This is a genomic window from Limimonas halophila (assembly GCF_900100655.1).
Lineage (GTDB): Bacteria > Pseudomonadota > Alphaproteobacteria > Kiloniellales > Rhodovibrionaceae > Limimonas > Limimonas halophila.
The window spans coordinates 1-14,769 of the sequence record NZ_FNCE01000008.1 but is presented as its reverse complement, the minus strand read 5'-3'; the positions used below and the strand labels follow the sequence as shown (position 1 = coordinate 14,769).

At 69.7% G+C, this 14,769-nt stretch carries 13 protein-coding genes and 1 tRNA gene; 4 read left to right on the top strand and 10 right to left on the bottom strand.

The features are described from left to right. Positions 1 to 39: 39 nt before the first annotated feature. A complete protein-coding gene (locus BLQ43_RS10555; RefSeq protein ID WP_090020609.1) occupies positions 40 to 597 on the top strand; it encodes a gamma-glutamylcyclotransferase family protein in 558 nt (185 codons plus the stop codon). Positions 598 to 605: 8 nt separating this feature from the next. On the opposite strand, the gene BLQ43_RS10550 is transcribed toward BLQ43_RS10555, so the two are convergent. From BLQ43_RS10550 to BLQ43_RS10540, 3 genes are all read right to left on the bottom strand, one after another. After that, positions 606 to 1,862 carry a D-alanyl-D-alanine carboxypeptidase family protein gene (locus BLQ43_RS10550; protein ID WP_218119183.1) on the bottom strand — a complete coding sequence of 419 codons (1,257 nt, stop codon included), beginning with the start codon at positions 1,860 to 1,862 and terminating at the stop codon, positions 606 to 608. 214 nt (positions 1,863 to 2,076) lie between these two features. Further along, positions 2,077 to 2,871: a proteasome-type protease gene (locus tag BLQ43_RS10545; protein WP_090020605.1), complete on the bottom strand. Its 795-nt coding sequence runs from the start codon at positions 2,869 to 2,871 to the stop codon at positions 2,077 to 2,079. A gap of 125 nt (positions 2,872 to 2,996) precedes the next feature. Continuing rightward, positions 2,997 to 3,197, bottom strand: a complete 201-nt coding sequence (locus BLQ43_RS10540; protein WP_090020602.1) for a hypothetical protein — start codon at positions 3,195 to 3,197, stop codon at positions 2,997 to 2,999. Between the two features lie 321 nt (positions 3,198 to 3,518). Here BLQ43_RS10540 and BLQ43_RS10535 point away from each other — a divergent pair, with 321 nt between their 5' ends. Together BLQ43_RS10535 and BLQ43_RS10530 are read left to right on the top strand one after the other, a co-directional pair. Further along, entirely contained in the window at positions 3,519 to 3,938 is a 420-nt protein-coding gene (locus BLQ43_RS10535; protein ID WP_090020601.1) for a secondary thiamine-phosphate synthase enzyme YjbQ, read from the top strand. Positions 3,939 to 4,104: 166 nt separating this feature from the next. Beyond that, positions 4,105 to 5,547 carry a DegQ family serine endoprotease gene (locus tag BLQ43_RS10530; RefSeq protein ID WP_218119182.1) on the top strand — a complete coding sequence of 481 codons (1,443 nt, stop codon included), beginning with the start codon at positions 4,105 to 4,107 and terminating at the stop codon, positions 5,545 to 5,547. A gap of 270 nt (positions 5,548 to 5,817) precedes the next feature. Here the strand turns inward: BLQ43_RS10530 and BLQ43_RS10525 are convergent, their stop codons facing one another. From BLQ43_RS10525 to BLQ43_RS10500, 6 genes are all read right to left on the bottom strand, one after another. After that, on the bottom strand, positions 5,818 to 6,819 hold the full coding sequence (locus BLQ43_RS10525; protein ID WP_090020597.1) for an ABC transporter ATP-binding protein: 1,002 nt from the start codon (positions 6,817 to 6,819) through the stop codon (positions 5,818 to 5,820). Further along, complete coding sequence (locus BLQ43_RS10520) at positions 6,816 to 7,811, bottom strand: ABC transporter ATP-binding protein (RefSeq protein ID WP_090020595.1); 996 nt, start codon at positions 7,809 to 7,811, stop codon at positions 6,816 to 6,818. Before BLQ43_RS10520 ends, BLQ43_RS10525 begins: the two co-directional genes overlap by 4 nt. Continuing rightward, a complete protein-coding gene (locus BLQ43_RS10515) occupies positions 7,811 to 8,704 on the bottom strand; it encodes an ABC transporter permease (RefSeq protein ID WP_090020594.1) in 894 nt (297 codons plus the stop codon). Before BLQ43_RS10515 ends, BLQ43_RS10520 begins: the two co-directional genes overlap by 1 nt. Before the next feature lies 1 nt (position 8,705). Continuing rightward, positions 8,706 to 9,647, bottom strand: a complete 942-nt coding sequence (locus tag BLQ43_RS10510; protein ID WP_245659552.1) for an ABC transporter permease — start codon at positions 9,645 to 9,647, stop codon at positions 8,706 to 8,708. Between the two features lie 85 nt (positions 9,648 to 9,732). After that, complete coding sequence (locus BLQ43_RS10505; protein WP_090020592.1) at positions 9,733 to 11,328, bottom strand: ABC transporter substrate-binding protein; 1,596 nt, start codon at positions 11,326 to 11,328, stop codon at positions 9,733 to 9,735. 101 nt (positions 11,329 to 11,429) lie between these two features. Next, positions 11,430 to 13,460 carry a CocE/NonD family hydrolase gene (locus BLQ43_RS10500; protein ID WP_090020590.1) on the bottom strand — a complete coding sequence of 677 codons (2,031 nt, stop codon included), beginning with the start codon at positions 13,458 to 13,460 and terminating at the stop codon, positions 11,430 to 11,432. 154 nt (positions 13,461 to 13,614) lie between these two features. Between BLQ43_RS10500 and BLQ43_RS10495 the strand changes: the two genes are divergently transcribed. Continuing rightward, positions 13,615 to 14,451, top strand: coding sequence for a helix-turn-helix domain-containing protein (locus tag BLQ43_RS10495; RefSeq protein ID WP_090020588.1), 837 nt, complete (start codon positions 13,615 to 13,617; stop codon positions 14,449 to 14,451). Positions 14,452 to 14,484: 33 nt separating this feature from the next. Here BLQ43_RS10495 and BLQ43_RS10490 read toward each other — a convergent pair. Next, positions 14,485 to 14,559: transfer RNA gene (locus tag BLQ43_RS10490), tRNA-Gly, on the bottom strand. Between the last annotated feature and the right edge of the window lie 210 nt (positions 14,560 to 14,769).

The window sequence follows — 14,769 nt, the reverse complement described above, 5'->3', positions numbered from 1 at the left end:
GGGGTGCGCCATGCTTGCCCCGAACGCGGGAGGACGCCGGTGCTGTTCTTCGTCTACGGCACACTCATGGACCCGGACCTGCGGCGCACCGTCTTCGGCCGGCGTGCCGGGGAGGTGCGCGTCACGCCGGGGGTGTTGCTGAACCACGTTCGCCGGACGGCGGCCGGCGGTCCGTTTCCCGTGGTGCTGCCGCGGCCCGGCGGGCGCGTCCCCGGCTATTTCCTGGAAAACCTGGACCGCGAGCTGCTGCTGTGGATGGCGCACTTCGAGGGTCCCGGCTACCTGCCGCGGCGGGTGACGGCGTGGGACGCCCGTGGCGGCCGCCTGCGACCGTGGACCTTCGCGCCGGTGGAGACGCCGGCGGTGCGCGCCGAGGGCTGGGACATGCGCCGCTGGCAGGCCGTTCACAAGCCGGCCGTGCAGCGCGAAGCGAAAACCTGGATGCTGGCGACACGGCCGGGGCATCCGCTGGCACTGGACGTGAGCTGGCTGGGGCGGCGCCGGCTGCGCGATGTCGTCGCTGGCGGTGACGACCAGCCGCAACCCAATCCGGACATGCCGCCGTCGGCCGAAGACGCGTTCACGCTGGCGGCCTGAAGGGGATCTTACCCGCCCTCGTTGGCCTGGAACGCCACCTCGACACCGCCGCCCGGCTGGATGACGAGGCAGCTGCGGTCGACGGCCTCCAAGAGGCGGCAGGCCTGCATGGCGCGCGGCCGGGCCAGGCCGCGCAGGCGGGCGCGGTAGATGTGGCCGCTGCTCGCGTCGATGCGGGTGACGGCGACGTCCGTGCCGGTCAGCAGCGTGGGCGCCTGCTCGGCGGCCTTCATGGCGGCCAGCCGGGCCGGCTGGGCGCGCGAATAGGCGCCCACCTGGACGGCCCACTGCCCACGCTCGTGCGCGAAGGTGCGGCCCTCACGGCGCACGTCCGCGGGCCGGCCGCCGTCCGGCGGGACCGGCACATCGCGCTGGCTGATGTCGCCCATGCCGCTGGCGCCATTGTCGGCGGCGTCCTCGGCGCTGGCCAGGCGAATGCTGCGCGACGGCTTTTCCGACGGCGGCCCGACCACCTCGATGTTGCGGCGCTCGCGCACCTGGGCGAACGCGCGGTCCAGCAGCGTCATCATGTGTTGATCGCGCGAGCGCGCCGACTGCCCGCCCATGACGACGCCGATCAGCCGGCGGCCGCGGCGCTCGACCGAGGCGACGAGGTTGAAGCCGGCATCCGAGGTGTAGCCGGTCTTGATGCCGTCGGTGCCCGCGTATTTGTCCAACAGGTTGTTGTGGTTGTGGTAGGTGTGGCCGTCGTAGGTGAAGGCCTCCCGCTGGAAGTAGCGGTAGAAGTGTGGGAAGTTGTCGATCAGCGCATCGGCGAGGCGCGCCATGTCGCGCGCCGTCGTCACCTGGTGGCGGTTGGGCAGGCCCGAGGCGTTGCGGAACTGCGTGCGCCGCATGCCCAACTCGCGCGCGGTTTCCGTCATCTTCAGGGCGAAGCGGAACTCGCTGCGCGCCAGTGCCTCGGCCAGCACGACGGCGGCGTCGTTGGCGGACTTGGTCACGACACCCAGAATGGCGTTGCGCACGCTGATCGTCTCGCCCGCCCGCAGGTGGAGTTTCGTTGGGGTCATGCCCGCCGCGCGCCGGGAGACGTAAAGCTGTTCGTTCAGCTTCAGGCGACCCTCCTTCAGCGCCTCGAAGGTCATGTAGAGGGTCATCATCTTGGTCAAGGACGCTGGATAGAGCCGCGCGCGCGAATTGGCGGCGTGCAGCACTTCGCCGGTCTCGGCGTCCACGACGATCGAGGCGTAGCCGGCGCGCGCCGGCGAGCCGCTCACGACCAGCGCGGCTACAACCGCCAGCACAGCCGCCACAGCCGCCGGATGGGCCGCTGTGCGAACACAGCGGGCAGCCCGCCGGGCCGCGCCGCCAGCATGTGAAATCGGCCCCGTGCGCACGTCCCGGTCTCCCCCCGATGCCGGACCAGAAACACACCGCATCGGCTTTGCCGATGCGGGCCCTGCCACCTTCGAACGTAGCTTGGCACGGTTGCGGGAGTGTTAACAATCCCGCGCAGGGTTAGGACGAAGCCGGATTTCCGGTCACGTCGGCGTCCTCGGCGGGGGCGAGGCTGCTGCGCCGCCGGGCGTCTTCGGGGAGGAGGTTGTCGGCGAAGGGATCGTCGGGAAGCTGCGCGGCCATGTGGGTGAGGTTGCGGTTCCACCACTCCCGCAGCTCGCGCAGGTCGTCGTGCTCGAAGGTGGCCGTGCGCCACTGCCCGTCGGCGGCGGGCAGCGTCATCACGTCGACGGGATAGCCGACGTCGGCGGAACTCACGCGTGTCGAGTCGAACGACAGGTAGGCCGCCTTGAGCGCCATGCGCAGCGGGGTGTCGTAGGTGACCGTGCGGTCCAGGATGGGCTTGCCGTAGCCGCTGGCGCCGACGGCGAAGTAGGGCGTGCGCTCGGTGACCTCGATCCAGTTGCCTTCCGGGTACACCAGGTAGGCCGTGGGATGCGGGTCGCCGGGGAGCTGGCCCGCGATGATGGCGTGCAGGTTGAAGGTGAGCCGCGAGGCCTCGACGGCGGCCTTGTCCTCCTGCGCGGTCCGGCGCAGGCAGCCGGCGTAGGTGTCCACGGCGTCGAGCAGGCGCGTGCTCTCGCTGTCGCCGTGCGTGGGCAGCTCGCGGTCCAGATAGGCCAGCGTCTTGTCGCGCAGCGAACGCAGGCCCGAGGTCATGACGACGAACTGCGACCCCTCCGGCCCGTGCAGCGTCGCCTTGCGCGCCGAGGACACCTGGTTGCCGCTGGTGATGCGGCCGTCGGCCAGGCAGACCAGTCCCTCGCGAACGCAGATCGCCAAGGCGTACGTCATTGCGCGTCCTTCCCGACTCCAGCGCGAAAGCGGCGCGCAACCTGCCAGCTGGCCCGGGTGCCGGCAACACGCGGGTGGCCGGCGGGCGGATTCTGCGTCCGTGCGGGCTGCGGCCGGCGGCGGCGTCAGGCGGAGACGGTCGGCGGGCTCCCGGCGCGGGCGTGCAGGCGCTCGCGCGCGGCGGATCGCGCCGCTTCGACGGTTCGGAAGCGGGTCTGGTCGATGGGGGCGACGGCCGGCAGCGCGGCGAAGAGGACGTAGCCGCCCCGCGTCGGGATGAGGACGCCCACCTGATGGTCGTCGACTTCGAGGACCAGGGCCGCCATGGGCGAGGCTCCGCGTTCGCTGGTCGATGGTGGAGTCCCGCAGCCGGCGTGACCCGGGCCGCTCCCGGCCGCGCGGGGTGCACGGGCGGGGCGGTGTCGCGTCCTGTGTGCTGTGGGAAGCCGCGCGGAGGCTTGCCCATCGCCGCTGTCGAAGCTTTGACTCGCATCAATTTGGGGTGGCGCAGGCGTGGTACGGCACATGGAGCAGCGCATGGATGCCGGACCGTCCAGCGGGCCGGGGGCGGGCACCTCGGGCATTGCCGTGGGTTGCTCAGGTGTCATATCCCTTGGTGAGTTGACCCGGACGGGAGAGACTTCGGCATGCAGCAGCGGCTGACGGAACTGGAATTCCGCACGGCGGGTCAGGGTTTTTACGAAATGACCCAGGCCGTCGCCGAGTGGGTAAACGAGCAGACGCTGCAGGATGGCCTCTTGACGCTTTACCTGCGCCACACCTCGGCCTCGCTCGTTATTCAGGAAAATATCGATCCGGACGTTCAGCACGACATGCTGGACTTCTTCCGTCAGCTCGTGTGCGAGGATACGGCCCTCTACCGTCACACGGCCGAGGGCTCCGACGACCAGCCCGCCCACATCCGCGCGGCGCTGACACAGACGCACCTGGCGATTCCGGTGCGCGACCGGCGCATGCTGCTGGGGCGGTACCAGGGAATCTTCCTGTTCGAGCACCGCCAGAACCCGAAGAGCCGTCAGCTGGCGCTGCATTTGCTGGGCGAGTAACCGCGTCGCCGGTACACCCGCCACCCGGCGGGCACGCCGCCGCCATCTTTCTGGCACATCCCGGCGCCTGCATGGCACGCTGCGGCGTCAGCGACGCCGTGGCCGCGGGCCACGCAGCCGACGCCAGACCATGCATCCGACTCAGGTCCCCATGAGGAGCCGTTCCATGACAGTCGCCCACCTGACGCGCGCGCTTGCGAGCGCCGCCGTCGCGCTGGCGCTCGCCACGACCGCGCAGGCGCAGCAGAAGGCGCCGGACACCTTCGCCCCGCTGGCGCAGAAGCTGCTGCCCGGGGTCGTGAACATCTCCACCACCCAGACCGTCGAAGGCCGCGGCGGGATGCTCGGGCAGCTGCCCGAGGGCCATCCGCTGCGCGAGTTCTTCGAGCAGTTCGGCGGCGCCCCGCAGCAGGAGCGCGAGCGCGAGCTGCGGTCGCTCGGCTCCGGCTTCGTCATCGACGAAGAGGGCTACGTCGTCACCAACCACCACGTCGTGAAGAAGGCGGACGAGGTCACCGTCATTCTTCAGGACGATACCCAGATCAAGGCGGAGATCGTGGGCTCGGACCCCGAAACCGACCTGGCGCTGCTCAAGATCGACGCCGACAAGGAGTTGACGGCGCTGAGCTGGGGCGATTCCGAAAAAGCCCGCATCGGCGACTGGGTGCTTGCCATCGGCAACCCCTTCGGCCTCGGCGGCTCGGTAACGGCCGGCATCGTCTCGGCGCGGGGGCGCGACATCAACGCCGGTCCGTACAGCCGCTACATCCAGACCGACACCGCCATCAACCAGGGCAACTCGGGCGGGCCGCTGTTCAACATGGACGGCCAGGTAATCGGCGTGAACACCGCCATCCTCTCGCCCAGCGGCGGCAGCGTCGGCGTCGGCTTCGCCCTGCCGGCCTCGGTCGCCGAGCCCGTGATCGCCGACCTGCGCGAGGACGGCAAGGTGTCCCGCGGCTGGCTGGGCGTGACCGTGCAGCCCGTGACCGAGCAGCTGGCGAAGGGCCTGGAACTGGACGCCGAGCACGGCGCGCTGGTCGGCGGCGTCGCGGACGGCGCCCCGGCGCAGAAAGCCGGCCTCAAGACCGGCGACGTCATCCTGGAGCTGGAGGGCGAGAAGGTCGCGGATTCCAACGACCTCGCCCGCCGCGTGGCGCGCTTCGATCCCGGCGAGTCCGTCGAGATGACCGTCTGGCGCGACGGTGAGACGATCACGCGCACCGTGGAGCTGGGCGAGCGGCCCTCGGCGGCGGCCGAAAAAGCGCCCACGCAGAAGGACGAGCCGGACACCAAGCAAGCCGCCATGGCGCTCGGCGCGAAGCTGGCGCCCGCCAACGCCGAGGTGCTTGGTCAGTTCGACCTGCCGCGCGGCGTCGACGGCGCCGTGGTGGTCGAGGTCGCGCGGAACGGCCCCGCCGCCAGCCGCGGCATCCGGCCCGGCGATGTCGTCGCCCAGGTCGGTCAGACCGAGGTGACCTCGCCCGGCGACGTCTACGGCTACGTCAACGAGGCCCTGGAGCGCGGCGCGGACTCCGTGGTGCTCCTGGTCCAGCGCGACGACGGCTCGCACTTCGTGCCCGTGCCGCTGGCGAAGCCGGAGGAGTAATACCGCCGAGTTGATGAAATCATCGACCCCAACCCCCTCTGTCATCTCCCCCTTCCCCTGGCAGGGGAAGGGGGAGACGGGTTTGGGGCGACAGCCCGAAACCCAGAGGGGGATGGGGTTATGCTCGCGCAGCTTATGACTTGATTGGCTCGCTGGTATAACGCCGCCGGCACACGGACCATACGGCCGGACATGAAAAAAGGGGCGCGGCAGATCTCCCGCCGCGCCCCGATTTTTTGTGAGCCCGCGCGATTCGCGGGGGCGTCGGTGTTATTCGGCCGCCATGGCCTCGGCGTTCAAGGGGAAGTGGCAGGTGTAGCGGTGCGCGCCGCCGGCTTCGGTCAGGGGCGGCGCGGTCCGCGCGCACCGGTCCTGGGCATAGGGGCAGCGCGGGTGGAACTCGCAGCCCGAGGGCCGGTTCATCAGGCTGGGCACCTCGCCCTGGAGCTCCACGCGCGCATGCTCGGCGTCCGGGTCGGGCTCCGGGTTCGCCGAGAGCAGCGCCGCCGTGTAGGGGTGGCGCGGCGCGCGGAAGATGGTTTCCGTCTCGCCCTGCTCGACGAAGCGGCCGAGGTACATGATGGCCGTGCGGTCGGTGACGTGGCGGACCACGTTCAGGTTGTGGGTGATGATGAGGATCGCGAGCCCGAGTTCCTGCTGCAGGTGCGCGAGCAGGTTCAGCACCTCCCCCTGAACGGAGACGTCCAGCCCCGCCGTGGGCTCATCGGCGATGATGAGCTTGGGGTTGAGCGCCAGCGCCCGCGCCACGCCCACGCGCCGCGCCTGCCCGCCGGAGAGCTGGTGGGGGAAGCGCCCGCCGAAGTCCGGCGTCAGCCCCACCATCTGCAGGAGGCGGTCGGCCTCGGCGTCCAGGTCCACGTCCGTGCGCCCGTGGATGCGGAAGGGCTCGGTGATGAGCGCCCGCACCGTCAGGCGCGGCGACAGCGAGCCCACGGGGTCCTGGAACATCATCGCCATGTCGGCCCGCAGGGCGCGCAGCTCGCGCGCCGCCATGCCGCGCAGTTCCCGCCCCTCGAAGCGGACCGAGCCCTCCTGCGAGGGCGTCAGGCCCATGATCGCCCGGGCGACCGTGGACTTGCCGGAGCCGCTCTCGCCCACCAGCCCGAGGGTCTCGCCGGCCCGGACCTCGAAGGACACGCCGCAGACGGCGTCGATGAAGGGATCGTGCACGCCGCGCACCAGCGCGCGCACCGTGCCCAGGCTGCGGAAGCGCACGCGCAGGTCCTCGACGGAGAGCAGCGGCTCGCTCATGCCGGCACCTCCTCGGTCTCGGCGAGCAGGTGGCAGCTCGCCGTGTGGCCCTCGCTCACGCGGTGGCGGCCGGGCGCCTCGCGGGCGCAGCGGGCGTGCGCCCGCGGGCAGCGGTTCTGGAAGATGCAGCCCGGCGGCAGGTCGGAAAGGTCCGGGATCTCGCCGGGGATGGTGGGCAGCTGGCGCGTGGGCTCGCGGATGCGGCCCGGATCGCAGCGCAGCAGCGCCTGGGTGTAGGGGTGGCTGGGGTTGTGGAAGATCTCGCGCACGTCGCCGGCTTCCACGACCTCGCCCGCGTACATCACCACCACGTCGTCGCACAGCTCCGTCACCGTGCCGAGGTGGTGGGAGACGAAGAGGATGGAGCACCCCGTGTCGGCCTGCAGGCGCTTGAGCAGGTTGACGATCTGCACCTCCAGCGTGGCGTCCAGCGCCGTCGTGGGCTCGTCCGCCAGGATCAGCGACGGCTCCACCAAGAGCGCCATGGCGATGCAGATGCGCTGGCGCATGCCGCCGGAGAACTGGTGCGGATAGGCGGTGAGGCGGTTGTCCGGGTCGGGGATGCCCACGGTCGCCAGCATGTCGCGCGCGCGCCGGCGCTTGTCCGCCTTCGACCCGCCCATGCGGTGCTGGATTTCGATCATCTGATCGCCGATCGAGCGCACGGGGTTCAGGGCCGTCATGGGGTCCTGGAAGATCATCGACATGCGCGAGCCGCGCAGCTGGCGCATGCGGCGCTCGCTCGCCGTTGCCAGGTCCTCGCCCTCGAACAGGATGTGGCCCGAGACGATGCTGGCGTTGGCGGCGAGCAGACGGATGATCGTCGAGGCCAGCGTGGACTTGCCACAGCCGCTTTCGCCAACGACGCCGACGATGCGCCCGCGCGGCACGGTGACGTCGATGTCGCGCAGGGCGTGGACGGGGCCCGCCGGGCTGGCGAAGTCCAGCGACAGGCCCTGGATGTCCAGCAGGGGATCGGCCGCGGTCGCCATCACAGATCCTTTCGCAGCTTGGGATCGAAGATGTCGCGCAGCGCCTCGCCCAGGAAGGTGAAGCCCAGCGTGGTGATGATGATCGGAATGCCGCCCGCGATCACCGGCCAGGGCGAGTTGCTGATGTAGTTGAAGCCGTCGTTGAGGATCGTGCCCCAGGAGGGCGTGGGCGGCTGCACACCCATGCCCAGGAAGCTCAGGCCCGCTTCCATCGTGATCACGAGCGGCACGTCCATGCTGGCCAGGATCAGCAGCGGGCCGATCACGTTGGGCATGACGTGCACCGCCAAGATGCGCGGCGTGCCCGCGCCCAGCGCGCGTTCGGCCTGGATGAATTCGTCGTTGCGCAGGGACTGGGTCTGCGTGCGCACGATGCGCGCGTAGATGGGGACCGAGGTGATCGCCACCACCAGGACCACGGTCCACAGGCTGGGGCCCAGCAGCGTCACCACCGCCAGGGCGAAAATGACCACCGGGAAGGCGCGGATGGCGTCGAGCACCAGCAGCATGCCGCTGTCCAGCCAGCGCGGGCCGAAGCCGGCGATGAGGCCGAGCACCAGCCCCGCCGAGAGCGCCGTCGCCAGCGCCGCGAGCGCGACCTGGAGCGCCACGCGCCCGCCCATGATGACGCGCGAGAAGACGTCGCGGCCGAGCTGGTCCGTGCCCATGATGTGGTCCCACGAGGGCGCGGTCAGCCGTCCGCCCGCCATGATCTGCGTGTGGTCGTACGGGACGATCCACGGCGCCAGGATGGCGCTGCCCACCATCAGAACCACGAGGATCAGGCCGAACAGGCCGAGCTGGTCGCGGCGCAGGCGCCGCCAGTGCTGCAGGAGGGCGCTCGGCCGGCGCTTGCCGCCGGACGCCGCCCCGGTGTGTGCCGCCGCGGTCATGTCACAGGTTCTCCCGTGTCCGGGGGTCGAGCAGCCCGTTGATGACGTCCGCGATCGTGGTGGCGATGACGAAGAGCCCCGTGGTCACCAGCACACAGCCCATGACGACCGGGTAGTTGCGCGAGTCCACCGCATCCACGATCAGCGAGCCCACGCCGGGCCGGGCGAACACCGTCTCGGCGAACACCGCGGCCGAGAGCAGGTGGGCCATGCCCACACCGACGAGCGTGACCGTGGGCATAATGGCGATGGGCAGGGCGTAGCGCGTGACGATGTGCCGCTCCGCGACGCCGAAGGCGCGCACCATGCGCACGTGGTTCTCGCCCAGCACCTCCAGCATCGAGGCGCGGACGATGCGGGCCATGTAGCCCACCCAGGAGATGCCCACGGCGAAGGCGGGCAGGATCAGGTGTTCGAGCCCGTCCCAGAAGCCGCCGTCGCCGACGCCGATGGCGGGCAGCCAGTTCAGCGTTACCGCGAACAGCAGGAGCGCGTAGAGCGCCATGACGAAGGAGGGTATGGCGATCGTGCTCACCGAGAGCACGCCCGTGATCTTGTCGATCACGGTGTTGCGGCGCATGGCGGAATAGCACCCCAGCGGGATGCCGATCGCCGCCGCCCACGCGATCGAGGTCAGGATCAGCGTGATCGTGTGGGGCAGGCGCTCGAAAACGATGTCCGCCACGGGACGGTCGGAAAAGACGTCCCGGCCCAGGTCCCCATGGAGCAGATCCCAGAAGAAGCCCAGGATCTGGAGCGGCAGGGGCTGGTTGAGGCCCATTTCGGCGCGCAATTCGGCCTTCAGCTCGGGCGTTGCGCGCGGGCCGAGGATGATGGAGGCCGGGTCGCCCGGTACGGCGTGGATCATGAGGTAGAGCAGCGTCACCGCCACGATCACGATCGCCGCGGCAAGGCCCACCCGGCGGGCCAGAAAGAACCACACGGCGCGTCACCCTCCCGTTGTATCCCCATGCGGCCCGGCGGGCTCCACCCGGAAGCCCGCCGGACGGACGGTTGGTGCGCGGGGGTCAGACGGTCTTGAAGTCGCGGTACAGCGGCCGGCCGTCGGGGCGCACGCTCGGGTCCGACACCGTCTCGCGGTAGACCACGGGATTGCCCTCGTGGGTGACGAAGCGGTACGCCCCGGACTCCTCCATGATGTCCTGCATGCGGTGGTAGAGTTCGGCGCGCTTCTCCTTGTCCGCGACCTCGACGGCCTGCTTGTGCAGCTTGTCGAATTCCTCGTTGCAGAAGCGCTCCCAGTTCCACTTGCCGACCTGCTCGCAGGTGAACCACTGCGTGGCGTAGTAGGGGTCGGGCACCATGGAGAAGCGGTTCACGATCAGCTGGACCTTCTGCCAGCGGTCGCCCTCGCTCTCCATCCCGAGCGTCCAGAACGAGCCCGAGTCCTGCACGTTGATTTCCAGGTCGACGCCGATGCGCTTGAGCTGCGCCTGCACCACCTCGGCGATCGTCTTGAAGGTCGTCGCGTTCAGTGTGTCGATGGTCAGCGTGACGCTGTCCACCCCGGCCTTCGCCATGAACGCCTTGGCCTTTTCCAGGTCGCCTTCGGGCGGGATCAGGGCCTCTTCGCGGTGGCCGACCAGGCCCGGCGCGATGATGCCCGTGGACGGCTCCGCCTGGCCGAAGTAGGCGGCGTCGACGATCTGGCGCGTGTTGATCGCCCACTGGATCGCCTTGCGCAGGTTCTTGTCCTGCAGCTTGGGATGGTCGAGGTTCATCCCGACCCAGAGGTAATAGAGCGAGGGATACTCCTCGATCTTGGTTTTGGCCGGGGGCGACTGCTTGAAATTCTTCAGCGAGGCGAGGCTGATCTGCGTGAAATCCAGGTCCCCGGACTTGTAGGCGATCTCCGCCGTCTTGTCGTCGTCCATGGGGAGGATGCGGACCTCGTCGAAGCCGACCTCCGCCGGGCCCGTGTAGTCCGGGTTGCGCTTCAGCTTGACGTGCTGGCCCGATTTCCACTCATCCAGCACGTAGGGGCCGGAGAAGCACGGCGGGTTCATGCCGAAGTCGCCGCCGTTCTCCGTCGCCTCCATGACGGCCTTCTTGGAGACGATGTGCCCGGCGCCGTAGGGCAGCGTGATGTTCCACAGCGGCTGGAAGGGCCGGTTGAGCACGATGACGCCGGTGTATTTGTCCTCGACGTCCACGCGCTCGAGCGCCGCCCAGTCACCCTTCACCGGGGAGTCGTGCTCCAGGATGCGCTCGAAGGAGAACTTCACGTCCTCGGCGGTCATCTCGCCGTAGCCGCCGGTGAACATGATGCCTTCGCGCAGCTTGAAGCGGATGTGCGTGGAATCGACCTGTTCGATGGATTCCGCGGCCTGCAGCTCCCAGTCCCACGCGTGGCCGGATTTGTACTGCACCAGCTTGGAATAGATGCAGTTCATCACGTCCACGTTGTAGGCGTTCTGGTAGAAGCCGGGGTCGAGCTTGTCGATGTCGGCGTAGGACCGCGCGGTGAGCACCGATCCCTCGGCGGCGCGCACGGCCTGCGACAGCGGCATGAACGAGCCGCCGATCACCGCGACGGCGCCGGTTTGCAGCAGGCCGCGGCGGCTGATGCCGCTGCCCTGCTCGGGTGTGTTGGTATCCGCCATCCGTGAAACCTCCTTGTGGTTCCCATCTCCCAGACACAGGCGGCGGCGCACGGTTGTGATCGTTTTGGCTTTGGCGCCGCGTTCGCGGACTCCGCACGCCGCTAGACGAGGTCGCGCGGAATCCGGTTGTGGATGCTGTGCGTGTAGACGCGCTGATCGCCCTCGTAGGCGTCGATGTCGGCGTGCAGCTCGAAGGCCTCGCTGTCCGAGGTCAGCACGCAGTGCGTCAGCGTCGTGACCGCCCAGCCGGGCCGGCTGACCTCGCGCCGGTACCAGGTTTCCGCGCGCACACTGTCGTACCGGTTGCCCGTGAAAGCGTAATGCTCGTCGTTGGTTTCGGTGAAGGTGATGCCCTGGTTGATCAGGTGGATCGGTCCTTCACGCTGATGCACGGTCAGCCGCACGCGGTCCTTGGCGAGGTCGTGGACGATCCACCAGTTCTGCTCGGCCTTGGTGTCGACTTCCTTGGGATCGCCCGGCGCCATCTCGGGCTCGCCGAAGGGCGGCAGGCCCTCCGCGTCCGCGGCCTTGATGGGGCGCACGGGCAGGTCGAAGGTGCTCGTGCCCGGCCAGATCGTCAGCTTCGCGGGCTCGGGCGACGGCCAGGCGAGCGGCCAGTAGGACGAGGAGATCGCCAGGCGCAGGTGGTGGCCCGCCGGCAGGGCGTAGGCGATCTCGTGCAGGCGCACGGTGACGCGGTAGCGCTGGCCGGGCGCCAGCGGCTCGGGTTGGTCGTCGCGCTCGCGATGGGTGAGGTTGAGCAGGCCGTAGGTGATGCGCGTGGCCTCGCCGCCCGGCTGCACGTCGGACAGGCGCACGGCCACCATCGCCACCGGCTTGTCGCTGGCGAGGTCGAGCGTCACCTCGGGCGCGCCGCAGATCTCGGTGCGCTGCGCAAGCTCGGGCCCGTCGAAGACGACCGCGCCGCCGTCCTCCAGGCGCTGGTCGTGGGGCATGTCGGGGCCGTTGGCGTAGGCGCACCACTTGCCCGCGTAGAGGCCCACGTGCAGCGGCGAGCGCACCCAGCTGGGGGTGCCGTCGGCCGCGCCCGCGTCCGGGGCCGTTTCCAGGCCGCAGCTCGTCAGGGTGTGGCGCTGGTGCGTGATGTCCGGCGCGGGCCAGTCGCGCTCGGCGATCCAGCGGCCCGGCAGGCATTCGTAGGAGGTCGCGGGCTGCACGCTGTCCTTCATCCACATGTGCAGGCGCGGCTCATCCATGATCCCGGTGTCGACGCCCTTCAGCCAGTGGTCGAACCAGCGCACGCACTCCTGCAGGAAGCCGATGGCCGGACCGGGCTCGCCGAGGTGCGGGTAGGTGTGGCTCCACGGGCCGACGAGGCCCTTGCACGGCGCGTCCAGGTTGCGCAGCAGGCGGAAGACGGCGTCCGAATAGCCGTCGGCCCAGCCGGAAACGGCGTAGATGGGCGCCTTGATGGCCGAATAGTCCTCGCACACCGAGCCGTGCTGCCAGTAGGCGTCGCGGCGCTGGTGGCGCAGCCAGGTGTCCAGCCAGAAGCCGCTGTGGCGCAGGCGGTCCAGCCACTGCTCGCGCCAGCTCTCGCCCACGGTCGCCGGGTCCGGCGGCATCGAGGTGTGGGCGAGCATGTTCGTGGCCCACGTCAGGTTATCGGCCAGCATGCAGCCGCCCATGTGGTGGACGTCGTCGCTGTAGCGGTCGTCGGTGGAGGCGACCGAGACCACCGCGCCCAGCTCCGGCGGCTGCTTGGCGGCGACCTGGAGGCCGTTGAAGCCGCCCCAGGAGATGCCGATCATCCCCACCGTGCCGGTGCACCAGGGCTGCTCGGCCAGCCAGCGCAGGATGGCGCAGCCGTCCTGAAGCTCCTGTTCCAGGTACTCGTCCTGCAGCAGCCCCTCGGAATCGCCGCTGCCGCGCAGGTCCACACGCAGCGAGGCGTAGCCCTTGGCGGCGAAGTAGGGGTGCATCTCGCTGTCGCGCGGGGCGGTGTGGTCGGATTTGCGGTAGGGGATGTACTCCAGGATCGCCGGCACCGGCTCCGTGCGCGCGCCCGGCGGCAGCCAGATCCGCGCCGCCAGGCGCGTGCCGTCGGGCATGGGAATCCAGACGTTGGAAAGCTCTTCGATCGCGCGCGTGTCCACTGTGCCGGCGTCCATAATCTCTCCCCGTAACCGTTGGATCAGCAGGGTACGCCGCCCGGCGCGCGGGCAACAATTTCGCGGACGCTTTCGCGCATGATGCGCGTTGACGCGCACGGCGCATCATCTAGCATCACAACCGGGCTGATGAGCAGGCCGCCGGGAGGCCGGGATGGCGGACAGCGACGCCGACTTTGCGCAAAACCTGGCGCTGCTGTGCAGCTACGCACCCTCCATCGCCGAGGTGTGCCGGCGCATGGACATCAACCGGGCGCAGTTCAACCGCTACCTGGCGGGCACGGCCGCGCCTTCGCGCCGGAGCATGCGGCGCATCTGCGATCACTTCGGCGTGGAGGAGTCCGAACTGCGCATGCCGCACGCGCGCTTCGCCGAGATCGTGGCGCTCAAGCCCGGCGCGTCCGCCCGGTTCGGCGGCGCATCGCCGCTGCCCGGCTATCCGCCGCAGGTCTACGCCAACGCCCAGCCGCTGCCCGACCGCTACTACGGCTACTACCACCGCTATTTCTATTCGGGCGCCGGCGACAACGCCATCACCAAGTCCCTGGTGCACATCTTCCACGACCAGGGCCGCGCGGTATGGAAGAACGTGGAGCTGGCGAGTCGGCCGGCCTCGTCCAAGGGGCCGCGCAACACCCTGAAATATGTGGGCGAGGTGGTGGTGCTCACCGACCGCATCCACGTCGTCGAATACGAGATGCTCGGGGCGCACAACTTCTGCTACACGATCCTGTACCCCGCGTACGGCAACCACCTGACCTGGCTGAACGGGCTCCAGACGTGGCTGGCACTCTCGCCCGGCCGGCACCCGACCACGGCGACCGTGGCGCTGAAATTCCTCGGCCGGCGCGTGGACGTGCGCAAGGCGCTGGCTTCGTGCGGCACCGCGCCCGACGACGATCCGAGGCTGGAACGCGAGGCGCTGGACCGGCTGTACGCCGTGCACCAGAAGCAATCGGCCGCCCTGGCCGTGGACGAGGCCTGGGGTTGAGCTTTTCGGCTTTGTGTGAGGCGCGGTGGGAAATGGAGCGGGCGACGGGATTCGAACCCGCGACTACCAGCATGGGAGGCTGGTGCTCTACCCCTGAGCTACGCCCGCATCCGGCTCGCGTTCACCTCCGTCATATAGCCGATGTGCCCGCGGCTGCCAAGCGTTCAGCGCGCGGCGAAGACGGTGTGAAGCTGTCGAGGTTCGCCTTTGGCGTGGCGGTGGCGGCGGCGAAAGGGCCTGCTGTGCGACCGGTGCCCCAGGTGTCGCCGTTTGATGGGGTGAAGCTGCCAAGCGTTCAGCGTGGCCCATTGGTGGCGG

Coding starts and splice junctions, on each gene's coding strand:
- BLQ43_RS10525 (WP_090020597.1), bottom strand. CDS start 6,819: ATGAGCGAGCCGCTGCTCTCCGTCGAGGACCTGCGCGTGCGCTTCCGC.
- BLQ43_RS10505 (WP_090020592.1), bottom strand. CDS start 11,328: ATGGCGGATACCAACACACCCGAGCAGGGCAGCGGCATCAGCCGCCGC.
- BLQ43_RS10535 (WP_090020601.1), top strand. CDS start 3,519: ATGCAGCAGCGGCTGACGGAACTGGAATTCCGCACGGCGGGTCAGGGT.
- BLQ43_RS10495 (WP_090020588.1), top strand. CDS start 13,615: ATGGCGGACAGCGACGCCGACTTTGCGCAAAACCTGGCGCTGCTGTGC.
- BLQ43_RS10520 (WP_090020595.1), bottom strand. CDS start 7,811: ATGGCGACCGCGGCCGATCCCCTGCTGGACATCCAGGGCCTGTCGCTG.
- BLQ43_RS10545 (WP_090020605.1), bottom strand. CDS start 2,871: ATGACGTACGCCTTGGCGATCTGCGTTCGCGAGGGACTGGTCTGCCTG.
- BLQ43_RS10540 (WP_090020602.1), bottom strand. CDS start 3,197: ATGGCGGCCCTGGTCCTCGAAGTCGACGACCATCAGGTGGGCGTCCTC.
- BLQ43_RS10515 (WP_090020594.1), bottom strand. CDS start 8,704: ATGACCGCGGCGGCACACACCGGGGCGGCGTCCGGCGGCAAGCGCCGG.
- BLQ43_RS10530 (WP_218119182.1), top strand. CDS start 4,105: ATGACAGTCGCCCACCTGACGCGCGCGCTTGCGAGCGCCGCCGTCGCG.
- BLQ43_RS10500 (WP_090020590.1), bottom strand. CDS start 13,460: ATGGACGCCGGCACAGTGGACACGCGCGCGATCGAAGAGCTTTCCAAC.